Genomic DNA, 13,192 nt, shown 5'->3' with positions numbered 1-13,192 from the left:
CCTTAATACATACAGCTTCGTTCCCAAAAAGGGCGGAATTCATTACGCTCAGTATTCTCAGGTGCCGAATATCCGTTGACCATTTATCTAAATGATCAATTTAAATTTGAACGCAATAGCTTATCGGATCAGCTGGCATTTCCATCGCCTGGGTTTTGGAAGGTATTTGCCCGCGATGCGGAGATGAACACTCTAAGCTTCCGTGTAGCTATTCGGGGTGCACTAGAGTAGTCGCAAATGCCACCAATCCCTAGGCGGGCCACTTTAAAAATAGGGGCGACCTTCAAAGCCAGCGCAATCTTACGGACGAAAGTTCTATAGTCTCCAGCCTTCTTCTCACATGCGTTTTGCCGTATTCCGCTGATTATCAGTTAAGCAAGGCAACAACCCTCCTCTGCGCAGCTCCGCTCACTTCGATATAACGCTGGGTTGTCTGCAGCGACCGGTGGCCAGCTAAGGCCTGAACGTCTCTAATCGATCCTCCGACGAGACTAATCTTCTGAGCCGTGGCAGTTAAGAATGTCCGTCTACCACTGTGCGAAGAACACCCAACAAGACCAAGTTCTGAGTACCACCCGCGAAAAATGTTCACGATCATCTGGGGAGTTACTGAACTTGACCGCTCACTCTTGATTACGGCTCCGCTCGCTCCGCCCCTTTCCCGGAGAAGCTGCAGGTTGGCTTCTATGGATTTGTGCATTGGAATGACACGGCCGCCCTTTCCTTTCGATGCCTGATCGGTGAGGGAAATGTCTTTTGAGATTTCCCCGTCACTGGTGAGCACCATTTCCCATGTCAGCGCTGAGATTTCCTTTGCTCTTAGACCCGCCCGTGCAGAAAGTAGAAAAATGGTCTGGTTCCGCAGCCCATTCCGCTTAGTCAGAAGGTAATTCGAAATCATTTCGACCTGGGCCTTGCTTAAGACCTTGGCCTGTTTCCCCAATCCACTCATCTCTAAATCTCAGTACGAAATAGTGAGATAAATCATAATGTAATGGGATTTTCCTGGACACTTTCTGCGACGTTATTTTTTGTTTGATAGATCAATCGCTTATGGATACTCAGTATCATTTTGCTGTTCTATACTGAAAAAAATGCGATGAACAGGATCCGAGTGTGACCGAGGAATCGACTCAAAAATGGCTAATCTCCTTCAACCCCAACCTGATCAATAAGAATTCACCGGCTGACCCAAAGTTCTTCGCTCAAGGATTTGAGACATACGAAGTCAGCTGTGACGAGTTTCTTCAGCTGGTCACCTCAGGAATTGCCTTCTCCTATGCATTTACTGGTGACACCCGGAAGTCTGAATATTTTAGCCAAGCTCATTGCCTATGCGTTGATGTTGACGGAGGCCTAAGTCTTAATCAGGCCGAGTCCAACGCCTATATCCGAAACTCCGCCGCCTTTATATACACAACCCCCTCACACTCCCCCGACGTCCACCGCTACCGAATTGTTTTCCTTCTTGAGAAACCGATCGAGAGCCCTGCGCACTTAACCTTTGCGACTCGGGCACTCGCTCAAATGTTTGGGGGGGATATCTCTGTTTCTGACCCAGCGAGGATGTTCTATGGAAATAGCGCTGCCCTCATCGCTCGGTTTGACCAAACGCTCTCAGAAGTTGATGTGGATGACCTCATTGCAAACGGTCGTGCACTTACGGTTCGGAAACGGCGTCTAGCATTTACCGGCACGACAACCTCACGATTCATGAGAGGTACTCAATTTACAACCGAGACAGGCGGCACCATCACTGCGGATCAAGTTTCCTCGAAAACTGTGGTGCGTTGCCCTTTTCACCTCGATACCAATCCCAGCTCTTTCTTGGCGCTTAACGATCACAACGAGGTGTATCACTACTGCTCTGTGTGCTGTGTAACCCGGTGGGCGCCGTCCACAGCGCGATCTAGTGCGCCGGCAATTGATAATTTTGTTGAGACCATGCGAGAGGTTTCTCAAGCAAAGAACATGAAAACCTTTCACCGTAAGGCTGAAGGGATCGAGAGGTTTATGGATGGCGGGGAATTCACCGTGGCATCGGTAGAATTTTCCGAGGAAAGATACCTGCCAGACTTCAATGTCAGCAATGGTGTCTTGTTTGTCAGGAGCCCCAAAGGTTCGGGTAAAACAGAGTTTGTGAAACGTGAAGTCGCTCGGCTCAAATTCCGGCATCAGTCTTTTGCTGAATACGAGGAATCCAGCTTTGAGGGCGATAGTCGCATCTACACAGACACATCTATCCTTCTCATTGGGCACCGACAAGCGTTAATAGGAGAGATGTGCGAGAGGGTCGGCCTTCATAGCTATCTGGATGACAACAAGTTGTCGCACGGCGAAATCATTGAGAAACGGAAACGTTATGGCATTTGCTTAGACAGCCTTCCCAAAATCCGAGCATCCGTTTACGACGTCGTTATCATTGATGAGGTTCAGCAAGTACTAGCGCACTTCCTGTCTGACACTCTGCGCGGGAAGCGGCATCTGATCTGGGATTCATTTACTAGGCTCGTTCAGAACGCAAAAAAAATAGTTTGTTTAGATGCGGATTTATCCTGGTCTGCATTCCACACGTTGCTCAGTCTGCGCCCGCCGGCGGCACCCTGCTTTGTCAGAATCAATGAATGGCAAGAGACTAGCGGGAAAAATATAGATGTCTACAACTCGAGAGATCAGCTAATTGAGCAGTTGTGCGAATTTATCTCCGCAGGCAAACGAGTGTTTGTTACCTCCAATTCAAAGAATCTAGTCCTCAAGGTTGCCGAACTAATCTCACATTCCAAGAGGCCAGGTGGAGGCGCACCCAAGGTGTTCCACATCACCTCCGAGAACTCGAAGTCGGCGGACGCACAAACATTCATCAAAGATGTGAAGAAAGAAATACTTAACTACGATGCGGTACTGGCGTCGCCCTCTCTCGGTACAGGCGTTGATATTTCTTTTCCGGACGACGCCCAACATGTAGATGTGGTGGTTGGGTTATTTGTGGGCGGCGTGACTGACCACCGCGATATAGATCAACAGTTGTTGAGGGTGCGAAATCCGAAGCAGGTCTGCGTGTGGATCGACCCAGCAAAGGACGACCTGGAAACAGACTACTCCGCAATTTTGGCTGATGTTCAGACCCGGCATTTAGAAAACTTGCTTGAGGGTCATTCCGTAGAGGCTGGCCACCAAGCCCCGGATGACCTGTTTACCCCAATGGTTGCCCGGATAGTTCAAGACCGACACAAGTCACTCAATCAGCTAAAACTCAACTTTCTCAACTACAAAAATGATCAAGGCTATCTGGCTAATTTTGTTGACCCCGACACAGTAGCAAGCAAGTCAGGTAGAGACAGGTTACAGGTCGCATCTGACGTGCTCAGCGCTCAGAAGGTCAAAGCAATCTTCGAGGCACCTTGCCTGAGCCTCTATGACTTCTTAAGAGTAGAGGACCGAATAAGCCGCATCCAACTTCCTATTCCAGAAGATCTAAAAAATGCATTCCTTAGGACCCGGATTGAGCGGTTCTATCAGTGTGATGTAACCCAGGAGTTGATTGAGAAGGATCAAGATCAACGGCTACGTACAAAAATCTCTCTTTACCGGCGTCTAACTGACAAGAAGAGAATGCAGCAAAATTTTGAGATTGGCGTAGATTTGGGATCGGACATCAAGACAGCATTGATTGCAGACCCACTTTACCGAGACATGGTGCTCGGCATGCTTTTGCAGCACACCCCTCTGTATCAGAACTTCACCTTCAAGCCCGATGTGGAAATAACTAAGGATGACTTAAATGAATTTGCCTCTAAGGCGGCCCAGCTAGCAGTTCCACTGAGAACCCATGTTGGTATCAAAGTGCGTGCTGACATCCAGTCCAAGCCGACGCAATTTTTAAACAAGCTTCTTGATCTAATAGGACTTTCACTCATCAGAACCCGGTCATCCGGAAAAACTGGGGTGAAGCAGTATTTTTATGCTCTAGACCCTACAGCAATACATTCCTTGGACCTCTATCTCCAGCCACTGTCCACTGAGGAAGAGCTTGACCTAGCTACCGCCCACCAAGAGATGGCTGACCGCTACGGCATTGGCTGGTGCTACATCACGGAAAAGTACCAGCACAAGTTTAATGATGGGCAGTGGAGATGGATGTTTCCGGGCAGAGACAGTGTTGGTGAGCTGTCTCCAAGAAATACATTGTCAGGCCATGAAAAGTGGGCAGCCAGTGTTGGTTTGAGATAACAGGCCAACTTTTATATAAAAATTCATAAAGTGTGTTTTGTTATCTTGAAGAAGGGCCTGACGAGGGGTGCCCTTCTCGAAGCTCAAATGAATATTTTTTAGAGCTGCTCCCACGCGTGTGCAGAGTACCCCTGCCCAACAGTATCGCCACCTAAGTTTTCTATTGCTTGGCCGTCATACTTTACACCCAGGACAATGTCCTGACCGTCTGGTGCTTCTCCCACAACAAACCGAATTTTAGTAGCGTCGAACTCTTCGGACAAAGATACAAAACACTCGTAAAACGTTCCCTTCTCAAGGCTAGTGAACAAAAACACACAATCCCCCGGACTTGGATACGAAATTGTTCCGTCCGCCGGCTCTTCAAATATGTCCACTTCGAAGTCAGTCTGATCACCAATCCTGGCGCTCAAATCGTCAACACCTTCGCCGGATATAACGTTCTCAGTAACCTCATCCGGATTCTCTACATTCTCAATCAGGTCAACATCGACGGTTGCCAGTTGAACAGAAGGTCCCCACAAATGAGCGGTCTTGTCCGGCGATTCAAACACGTGATCGCTTTGACCACTCTTCTCGTCAAAAAGAAACTTTGCGTCAGCTGGGACCTCATTAATTTCGTCAAAATCGAAATCACCGCTGTCGGCATTTAGGCAGTACTCGACTGCATCATTGTCGCTATTTTCGAGAGACTCTATCCAAAAATCACATGCCGCTTTGGAGATCGAGATGTATGCGGATTCTCCACCATAACCCGACACTGAAATCCTATAATTTTTTAGTTTTTCCGATCCTTTGGACCTTTCCAATGAGATTGACATCTATCGCCCTTATAAGTCTTTTTGACACTCTTATATGTATAGCAAACCCAAATTCCACATCAACAAAAAAAATTTAGATGTCAAAATAAAAGCAATTTTTCTAAGAGGTCAGAATGGATAATCGCGCGACTCGGTAGCTCGGATTTTGAAATTCGCCTTGGTTGAAGAGATCTTGTCCGCAACCTCTGAAGTAATCACTTGTCCATAGAACTTCTCTAACATCTCGACGGAAGTCCCCATCTGTTTTGATAGTAGAAAGGGGCTCACCCCCTCCATCAGCCGCATCGTGGCGTAGAAATGCCTAAGTGAGTAGATCGTCCTTGTTCCTTTTTCGTTCTCAGCATCTATCCCACAGTAGGTAAGCATCGAACTGAACGACCTTTTAAAACTAGTGTAGGGAAGGCCTGTTCTGCGGCTAATAAAAACAGGCTCCACCGCCGGAGGGTCTCGTTCAAGCTCGTCTCGCCTAAGATCGTAGAGTCGCTTTACGTATTCTTCTGCACCCTTTTGAAACACCACCTCTCGCCTGCCAGTCTTCCCCTCGACGTCCGCAATCAGGCGAGACCCATCATCGGTATTTACACTGCGGAGATCTTTCCACTTGAGATGCCTAGCTTCGCCGATCCGCATTCCGGTATTTGCCAAAATGAGGAAGTACTGATGAGCCACAAATCGATCACGCCACTTCCCTAGTCTCTTTCCAGCTTTCACCCACTCCCGCAGGTTGCGCCCTATCTTGCGCCACTCGGTCTGACTAAATGTTGGCCTACGATTGTTTTTGGTTTTATTTAGTTCTGTGGGGAAGTCAGGAATTCTAGGTATTGAAGACGCGTCTTGAAGGTACCTAAAGAACGATCTAAGTGCGGTGCACTCTCGCTTGAGCGTATCTTCGGATGGTGGCTTTTTACGGTAGTTGTCGTATCTCCAAGCAATGTATGCGCTGATCTCTTTTTTACCAATCTTGTCGATCTGCACATCCCTGAAGTAATCCAGAGCGTACATCTCGACCATCTGAATGGTTCGATCCCAACTCCCTTTTTTCAGCGTTGTATTTTTCTTTGCGCACGCCTTCTTCCAAGAATCAAATGCTTTGGCAAATCGAGGCGCATTTAGCGACCCACCATCACGGACATGGAAATACAGTTCTTCATACAGATTAAGAGCAAAGTGCTCCGCTTCCCTTGGATTAGACAGCTTGGTAGAGCACCGTTTGTAGCCGTTGCTTCCTGGAACCCTCAGCCTTACCTGATACACAGCGTCCGGCGCGCTTGACCGCTTATACAAGACAATTCGCCCATCATTTTTGACGTCGATCTGATCTTCCAAACACAATCTCCATGTCTGTTTTCAACACAGTATCAAGAAGAAACTCACGCTGACATAGATGTGTGCATGTTGTGCACGATTTGTGCATGCTATTTTCAGTGAAAAGCTAGGAATTTCGAGATGAGCCACCAATCTAAGCTGTTGTTTTTATATGGTTTAATTGGCGCCCCCATGTGGATTCGAACCACAGGCCTTCCCCTTAGGAGGGGGACGCTCTATCCAGCTGAGCTATAGGGGCATCGCGCTAGACTACCAAGAGCCCCTGCTATTCGCTAACCTCAATCGACTATTCGCCAACATAAGATTGCCCCCATGATTCGTATCGAAAAATTCGGCGGTGACCGCTACGTCGGTCACGCCATTCTTGCCAATGCCGCGGCACTTAATGCACTAACCCCCTGGATGGCAATTGAGCTTATGAATGCGGTTCAAACCTGGCAACAAGATGCGAACTGCCAAGCCATCTTGATTTCGGGCGACGGTGATCGCGCCTTTTGCGCCGGTGGCGATGTGAAATCGGTGACCCAGCTGCAGCCCGGCGAAAACGACCTCGATCGAATCACCCGCGCCGCCGACTATTTCGCCACGGAATACGCATTGGATGAATTACTTCACCGCTCGAACACTCCGGTGGTGGTTTGGGGTGATGGCTTTGTCATGGGCGGCGGCATGGGCTTGCTGCAAGGCGCGGACGTTCGGATCGTCACCGAGCGCACGCGCATGGCGATGCCCGAAACCGCGATCGGCTTTTTTACCGATGTCGGTGCCAACTACTTTTTGAACCGCGTGCCGATGGGCCTTGGCCCGCTCATAGGCATCAGCGGCGCGCATCTAAGTGGCGCGGATGCGGTCTATCTCAATCTGGCGGACCTGCACCTGGGTCACGAGTACTTCGAGGCGGTTAAATCGCACCTGGCACAACTTGACTGGATGGGCGATTTCGAAGGTAACCTGGGGCTGATCAACCACCTGTTACGCGGCATGGCCCCCGCCACCCACGCCGCCGACGATTCGGACGTTCATCAAAACCTCCAAACCTTGTTGGGCCTGCGCGATGCACCGACCTTATGGCACCGCTTTGAAGGTTTGAAAAACCTATCGGCGCATCACAATCCGTGGCTGCAAACGGTCGCCAAGACCGCCACCAAGGCCAGCCCGCTCAGTGTCGTCGTGGTCGATGCCTACTTGCGCCGCCACCGTCACAGCAGCCTTAGCGAGTGCTTCCAAGCAGACCTGAACTTGGCCAACGCCTTGGTCCAGCATGGCGAATTCACCGAGGGCGTACGTGCGCTGTTGATCGATAAGGACCAAGCGCCGAACTGGGCCTACCCTGACGTCCGCGATGTTCCGGGTGAATTGATTGCGGGCCTGATTCGATGAGTCACGACCGCTTTGCCGACCGCGAGCACATGATTGCAGTGCTGACGGAGCAGTTCCCGACTTGGAACTTGATGGGTGATTTGCACGATGTCGGCCCGCGTTTTGCGGTGACCCGCATGCAACCGCAGCCGATGCATTTGCGCCCCGGTGGCACCGTCAGTGGCCCTGCGTTATTTGCGATGGCGGATATTTGCATGTACCTGGCGATTCTGTGGGAATTGGGGCCCGCCGGTGGCCCCTGCGTAACCGCCGACATGCACAGCCGCTTTTTACAAAAACCCGACCGCGACGCCCCGCTGCTGTGCACCGCCAAATTGATCCGCATTGGCCACACCTTGATCGTCGCCGAGGCGACCATCAGACCCGAAGGCCGCGACGCCGCCGTGGCCTTGTTCACCGCAAGCTACGCAGCGCCCCGGGTTTAACCCAGTCGCGCCACCATGACCTGGCACACCGGCCGCAGGCCCAGCTTGCGGTAGCTGGCTTTTTTCAGTGCATGCTCGGCTGCATCCTGAACGGCGGCGTCGTCTTTTAGGCTGTTCGGGCCCAAGGCCTCAATCGCTGTGGTCATCGAGCGCATCAATGACGCCCCCGTGGCTTCTTCGGTCGCCGGGTCGGCGACCCCCAACAAACGAATACCCGGCGGCGCCAACAGCTTGCCATTGCCATCAATCACCACCGTGGCCGTGACGCTGCCGCCCATTTTGACCTTGTTGCGTTCACGCAGCGCGGCACTGGTGGTTGGAATCAGCGAATTGCCGACCACCCCACAGCGGCCGGTGTAGACCTTGCCGACCACCTGGGCATGACTCAGATTGACCAAATCACCGTTGCGTATTTCCAGCGCATTGACGCCACAGCCGCGGGCAATGTCGGCGTTCGCCTTCAAGTGTCGCCCCTCACCGTGAACCGGCAAAGCGTGGCGCGGCGCGATCGTTTGATACATCCATTTCAGCTCTTCCACGCACGGATGCCCGCTGACGTGAATGCCCAGCGCCTCGCCGTCCAGCACGTCAATATTGCGAACCGCGAACTGGTTGCGCATGCGCCCGATCGACTTTTCGTTGCCCGGGATCATTTTCGAGCTGAATACGACGGTATCACCCGCCTCCAGGTGCAAGTCCGGGTGCGTGTCGCTGGCCAATTTGGACAGCGCAGCGCGCGGTTCACCCTGCGATCCGGTGCATAAAATCATCTGCTCGTCGCGCGGCAAATAGCCCAAATCCGAGGCCGGTACGATGCTGGGAAAATCGGGCAGGTAGCCTTCGATTTTGGCCGCCTGGGTCATTTCGTGCATCGAGCGCCCTAGGATGCTGACGCGGCGTTTAAGCCCCGGCGCCAACGACCCGAGGCTGGAAACCCGTGCCACGTTTGAGGCAAAACAAGTCACCGCAAGGCGACCGGGCCGGTTGGCCAACACCTCGGCTAACTTTCGGGCCGCCTCGCTCTCCGATCCACTCCAGCCCGGCGTGGTGGCGTTGGTCGAATCGCACACCATCCAGTCCACGCCCTCAGCGGCGATTTCTTCGAGCCGTTTCGCGTCATAGCTTTCGCCGACCACGGGATTGGGGTCCAACTTCCAGTCCCCGGTGTGAAAGACGCGTTGGTCGGCCACATCCAGCACAATGCCGTTGGGCTCCGGGATTGAATGGGTCAAATGCAGCCACTCCACCCGAAATGGCCCTAGCTCAACCCGATCGCCCGCATTAACGCGTTTAATCTTGACCGCTTTGGCGTGTTTATCACTCATCTCTTTGAGCTTGCGCTGGGCCACGCGCGCGGTAAATCCGGTGCAGTACACCGGACACTTCAACTTCGGCCACAGGTAACGAAGCGCGCCCAAATGATCCTCGTGCGCATGGGTCAACACCAAGGCTTCGATACGGTCGGCAATTGGTTCCAGGGCCCGAATGTCCGGGGTAATGACGTCCACCCCAGGCGTCGCCTCATCACCGAACATGATGCCCAGGTCAATCAACAAAAATCGGCCGTTATAGGCGTACAGGTTCAGGTTCATACCGATTTCACCGGTCCCGCCAACCGGCAAGAAATACAGGCAGTGCGGATCCAAATCCGGCCAATGTTGTGCGTCCGTCAAAACTGTATTAAGCTCCAGTACTGTATAAATAAACAAGGCCGATAAAATGACCCAAATCTTGTTGCCCGTTCGCCGCCAACCATTGATCCCGTCCGATGATGCACTGGCCGACCTAATGGCCGATGGCATGGTCGAAATACCCTTGCTAGGCGAAGTCGCGGCCGGATTGCCGATCGAAGCCTGGGAACAGCAAGAACTGGTGCTGGTTCCGCGCGCCCTCAGTCGCAAGGATACCTTTGCGCTGCGGGTAAAAGGAAACTCGATGATTGAAATGAACATACAGGACGGTGATTTGGTTGTGATCGAACGCACCCAAACCGCTGCCAACGGCGAAACCGCCGTGGTTCGAATCAATCAAGAAACGGTCACCTTGAAAAAACTCTACGTGCAAAAGGACGGCGTCTGCCTGATGCCGGCCAACAGCGAAATGGAACCCATTTGGCTGGACAACGCGGACGTCGAAGTGGTCGGCATTTTACGCGGGGTCATTCGCGACCAGGTTTGACTTTTTGGGTGCGCATGGCACTGTGCGCGCCATGATCCCATCCCGTATTCACCTGGCCCCCATGGAGGGGCTAATGGACGCGCCGCTGCGCACACTGGTCACCGCCGTCGGCGGTTATGACTTGTGCACCAGTGAGTTCGTCCGCGTCACGCCACAGCGCCTACCGGACCGGGTCTTTCACCGCTTTGGTCCGGAATTGAGTCACGCCAGTGCAACACCCTCCGGCACCCCCTTTCGCATTCAACTGCTGGGCAGTGACCCCGAGTTCATGGCGCTGAATGCCTTGACCGCCGTGCGCTTGGGCAGCCCATCGATTGATCTGAATTTCGGTTGCCCGGCCAAGACCGTCAATAAAAGCCAAGGCGGCTCGATTTTACTGAAACAAACCGCTTTGATTCACCGCATCACCCGCACCGTGCGCGACGCCCTGCCGGCGCACATCGCGCTGACGGTCAAGATGCGCCTGGGCTACGACGACCCCTCGGTGTGCGTCGACAATGCGCTGGCCTTCGAGGACGCCGGGGCGTCGGAACTGGTGGTCCATGCACGGACCAAAACCGACGCCTATCGGCCACCGGCGCACTGGCACTACCTGCGCGACATTCGCGAAGCGCTGGCCATTCCCGTGGTCGCCAACGGTGAAGTCTGGACGCGCGAGGACTGGCAGCGCTGCTACGAATCCAGCGGCTGCGAACAACTGATGATTGGCCGCGGCGCGGTCGCTCGCCCCGATTTGGCGATGCAACTGAAGGACCCTGACTTCACGCCTTGGTCATGGACCGACTATTTGGATGCGCTGATGAGGTATTGGGAATTATTGAGTGACATGCTGGCGCGCCACGAATGCAACGACGCGTACCGAATCATCCGCATCAAACAGTGGTTAAACCAAAGCCAGCGCGGATTCGATCAGGGGCCATCGCTATTCAATGCGGTCAAACGCTTGCGCGCCGCCGACGAGGTCTACGCGACGATCAGTGCCGCGCAGCGGCTAACCCGCTAGGCCGATTTCGCGCAGCCGCTCGTTCAGGTACTGGTCCGCCGTGGTTCCCGGCTTCAATACCGCATCAGCGTGGGGATGGATAAACATTGGCATCGAATAACGCGCCACGCCCGCCTCCGCGCCCTGCGGGTTGACCACGCGATGGGTGGTCGAGGGGTAATAGCCGCCACTGGCCATTTGCAACATGTCACCTGCGTTGACCGCAATCATACCGGCGTCGCAGCTGACGTCGTGCCACTGGCCGTCCCGGTCCATCGCCTGCAAACCGGGCGCACTGCCCGCCAACAGCAAGGTGATCAAGTTGATGTCCTCGTGCGCCGCCGCACGAATGGCGCCGGCACGGGCCTGCTGGGCATCGACCGGCGGGTAATGCAGGATCCGGAACATGGTCTTGGGTGACTGCGCGGCCATCGCGGTCAATGGCACTGAAAACTGTTCGCTCACCGACGTCGGTGCCTGTTGCTGCAGCCAACCTAACAGCCGCTGTCCCAAACCCGCCAACGCGTCGTAGGTGTCTTGGGTGATCTGTAATTGCTCGTCCGGAACACGAGCGTCCGGATACACTTGGAAGAATTCTTTGAGATCTTTTTGCGCCTGACCTTTGGCGTTTTCGCTGCGGTAGGGGAAAAAACCACGCTGCCCGTCTTGGACGAATTCGCGTTTAACCGCATCGGGTTGGGCGAAAAATTTCGCCCAGGACTGATACACGGCGTCGATGCATGACGCATCAACACCGTGGTTGACCAACACCGCAAACCCAGTGTCGGTCAGGGACCGGCTGAACTGGGCCGCAGCATCCGCCGCTTGGCAGTCGACCAGTCCGATCTTCATAGTGCGTTGACGCCCGCTTTAGCGACTTCGACGTCTTGCGCCGGGGTCAGGCCGCTGATGCCGACGGCGCCGGCCACCTTGCCATCGACCATCACCAATTCGCCACCACCCAAAGCGAGCACGGGCAATTGCAAGCCCGCGGTACGGCCGTTGTTGATCATGTCTTCCAGCGCCATGGTCGGTTTGCCCGCGCGCACAGCGCCGGTGGCCTTGTCCAATGCGATTTCCGCACTCATCAGCGGCGCGCCGGGCATGCGCTCAACCACGACGGCGTGCCCGGTCGAGTCGGCGACCGCGACACTGACGTTCCAGCCATTGGTGGCGGCATAGTCGCGGGCGGCTTTGGCCAGGCGTTGGGCGTCGTCAAGCTGAATTTGGGGGATAGAGTTCATAGGACTTCCTTGGTGGTTTTAGTTAGAGGGCGTAGGTGGGGTCTTTTCGCCACGATCAAAGGCCTCCCAGCCCTCGCCATTAAAACAATCCACGCCCAATTGTGCGAGCACATGGGGAAAGTCGACGTTGACGTAGTTATCGACGATTTTACCGTCCACCACTTTCCAAAAATCCATGTAGCGAATTTCAATGCGCTGACCACTTGCCGCAATGCCCATAAAAGTGCCTGAATGGGTCGCCTCTTGACGCCCGAACGCGGCCGCCCATTCACCCATGTACAGCCGGGCTTCGTCGATACAGACCTTGTCACTGAAGGCCGCTTGGAACGGTCGCTGCCAGTTATCCTGAAACTCACGCAAACCGGCCTTGGTGCCGCAGCCTTGGTTGCCCATCCAATTGAAACCACTGCTGAAAAACTCGCCAATATCGGCGATGCGATGATCGTTTAGCCCGTCCACCATGCCCTCGATAACCGCACGCGTCGCCTCGGTTTGACTCATGTCGGTGTCACGGGTTAACACGGCCTGCTGTGGGCGTGATCCTTTCATTGGTAATCCTCGCAATTAAAAAAGGCGGCCCAGTTGGCCGCCCGTGGACGCTATAGC

The 13,192-nt window shown here is 53.7% G+C and carries 12 protein-coding genes and 1 tRNA gene; 5 read left to right on the top strand and 8 right to left on the bottom strand.

Annotated elements, in window-relative coordinates; all coding sequences use genetic code 11:
- Window positions 1-367 precede the first annotated feature (367 nt).
- Window positions 368-952, bottom strand: a complete 585-nt coding sequence (locus GH975_RS12335) for a tyrosine-type recombinase/integrase (RefSeq protein WP_153713668.1) — start codon at window positions 950-952, stop codon at window positions 368-370.
- A gap of 164 nt (window positions 953-1,116) precedes the next feature.
- On the opposite strand from GH975_RS12335, the gene GH975_RS06070 reads away from it, so the two are divergent.
- On the top strand, window positions 1,117-4,230 hold the full coding sequence (locus GH975_RS06070) for a plasmid replication protein, CyRepA1 family (RefSeq protein WP_153713667.1): 3,114 nt from the start codon (window positions 1,117-1,119) through the stop codon (window positions 4,228-4,230).
- Between the two features lie 98 nt (window positions 4,231-4,328).
- Here the strand turns inward: GH975_RS06070 and GH975_RS06065 are convergent, their stop codons facing one another.
- The 3 genes from GH975_RS06065 to GH975_RS06055 all read right to left on the bottom strand — a co-directional run bounded on the left by GH975_RS06065 (window position 4,329) and on the right by GH975_RS06055 (window position 6,615).
- Window positions 4,329-5,051, bottom strand: coding sequence for a hypothetical protein (locus GH975_RS06065; RefSeq protein WP_153713666.1), 723 nt, complete (start codon window positions 5,049-5,051; stop codon window positions 4,329-4,331).
- A 108-nt stretch (window positions 5,052-5,159) separates the two neighbouring features.
- Complete coding sequence (locus tag GH975_RS06060; RefSeq protein ID WP_153713665.1) at window positions 5,160-6,377, bottom strand: tyrosine-type recombinase/integrase; 1,218 nt, start codon at window positions 6,375-6,377, stop codon at window positions 5,160-5,162.
- A 161-nt stretch (window positions 6,378-6,538) separates the two neighbouring features.
- Window positions 6,539-6,615, bottom strand: a tRNA-Arg gene (locus GH975_RS06055).
- Window positions 6,616-6,689: 74 nt separating this feature from the next.
- On the opposite strand from GH975_RS06055, the gene GH975_RS06050 reads away from it, so the two are divergent.
- Both GH975_RS06050 and GH975_RS06045 read left to right on the top strand, forming a co-directional pair.
- On the top strand, window positions 6,690-7,757 hold the full coding sequence (locus tag GH975_RS06050) for an enoyl-CoA hydratase/isomerase family protein (protein WP_153713664.1): 1,068 nt from the start codon (window positions 6,690-6,692) through the stop codon (window positions 7,755-7,757).
- Window positions 7,754-8,182, top strand: a complete 429-nt coding sequence (locus GH975_RS06045) for a PaaI family thioesterase (protein WP_153713663.1) — start codon at window positions 7,754-7,756, stop codon at window positions 8,180-8,182. The genes GH975_RS06050 and GH975_RS06045 overlap by 4 nt, the downstream gene beginning before the upstream one ends.
- Here the strand turns inward: GH975_RS06045 and GH975_RS06040 are convergent.
- Entirely contained in the window at window positions 8,179-9,855 is a 1,677-nt protein-coding gene (locus GH975_RS06040; RefSeq protein WP_170272563.1) for a ribonuclease J, read from the bottom strand. The two genes, GH975_RS06045 and GH975_RS06040, sit on opposite strands and share 4 nt — an antisense overlap.
- Before the next feature lie 46 nt (window positions 9,856-9,901).
- Between GH975_RS06040 and GH975_RS06035 the strand changes: the two genes are divergently transcribed.
- Window positions 9,902-10,360, top strand: a complete 459-nt coding sequence (locus GH975_RS06035) for a LexA family protein (RefSeq protein WP_153713661.1) — start codon at window positions 9,902-9,904, stop codon at window positions 10,358-10,360.
- Window positions 10,361-10,391: 31 nt separating this feature from the next.
- Window positions 10,392-11,363, top strand: coding sequence for a tRNA dihydrouridine synthase (locus tag GH975_RS06030; protein WP_153713660.1), 972 nt, complete (start codon window positions 10,392-10,394; stop codon window positions 11,361-11,363).
- Here the strand turns inward: GH975_RS06030 and GH975_RS06025 are convergent.
- Genes GH975_RS06025 through GH975_RS06015 form a run of 3 tightly spaced genes read right to left on the bottom strand, consistent with a single transcriptional unit; the run spans window position 11,352 to window position 13,135 of the window.
- A complete protein-coding gene (locus GH975_RS06025; RefSeq protein ID WP_153713659.1) occupies window positions 11,352-12,194 on the bottom strand; it encodes an isopenicillin N synthase family dioxygenase in 843 nt (280 codons plus the stop codon). The two genes, GH975_RS06030 and GH975_RS06025, sit on opposite strands and share 12 nt — an antisense overlap.
- Window positions 12,191-12,586 carry a GlcG/HbpS family heme-binding protein gene (locus tag GH975_RS06020; RefSeq protein ID WP_153713658.1) on the bottom strand — a complete coding sequence of 132 codons (396 nt, stop codon included), beginning with the start codon at window positions 12,584-12,586 and terminating at the stop codon, window positions 12,191-12,193. Before GH975_RS06020 ends, GH975_RS06025 begins: the two co-directional genes overlap by 4 nt.
- A gap of 18 nt (window positions 12,587-12,604) precedes the next feature.
- Window positions 12,605-13,135 carry an ester cyclase gene (locus tag GH975_RS06015; RefSeq protein WP_153713657.1) on the bottom strand — a complete coding sequence of 177 codons (531 nt, stop codon included), beginning with the start codon at window positions 13,133-13,135 and terminating at the stop codon, window positions 12,605-12,607.
- Between the last annotated feature and the right edge of the window lie 57 nt (window positions 13,136-13,192).

It is taken from the genome of Litorivicinus lipolyticus, assembly GCF_009650135.1.
Classification (GTDB): Bacteria; Pseudomonadota; Gammaproteobacteria; order Pseudomonadales; family Litorivicinaceae; genus Litorivicinus; species Litorivicinus lipolyticus.
This window is presented reverse-complemented; position numbering and strand designations above follow the sequence as displayed.

What these genes read in the sequence shown, in the direction of transcription:
- GH975_RS12335 (WP_153713668.1), bottom strand. Translation starts at nt 952, where the DNA reads ATGAGTGGATTGGGGAAACAGGCCAAGGTCTTAAGCAAGGCCCAGGTC.
- GH975_RS06065 (WP_153713666.1), bottom strand. Translation starts at nt 5,051, where the DNA reads ATGTCAATCTCATTGGAAAGGTCCAAAGGATCGGAAAAACTAAAAAAT.
- GH975_RS06050 (WP_153713664.1), top strand. Translation starts at nt 6,690, where the DNA reads ATGATTCGTATCGAAAAATTCGGCGGTGACCGCTACGTCGGTCACGCC.
- GH975_RS06045 (WP_153713663.1), top strand. Translation starts at nt 7,754, where the DNA reads ATGAGTCACGACCGCTTTGCCGACCGCGAGCACATGATTGCAGTGCTG.
- GH975_RS06035 (WP_153713661.1), top strand. Translation starts at nt 9,902, where the DNA reads ATGACCCAAATCTTGTTGCCCGTTCGCCGCCAACCATTGATCCCGTCC.
- GH975_RS06030 (WP_153713660.1), top strand. Translation starts at nt 10,392, where the DNA reads ATGATCCCATCCCGTATTCACCTGGCCCCCATGGAGGGGCTAATGGAC.
- GH975_RS06025 (WP_153713659.1), bottom strand. Translation starts at nt 12,194, where the DNA reads ATGAAGATCGGACTGGTCGACTGCCAAGCGGCGGATGCTGCGGCCCAG.
- GH975_RS06020 (WP_153713658.1), bottom strand. Translation starts at nt 12,586, where the DNA reads ATGAACTCTATCCCCCAAATTCAGCTTGACGACGCCCAACGCCTGGCC.
- GH975_RS06015 (WP_153713657.1), bottom strand. Translation starts at nt 13,135, where the DNA reads ATGAAAGGATCACGCCCACAGCAGGCCGTGTTAACCCGTGACACCGAC.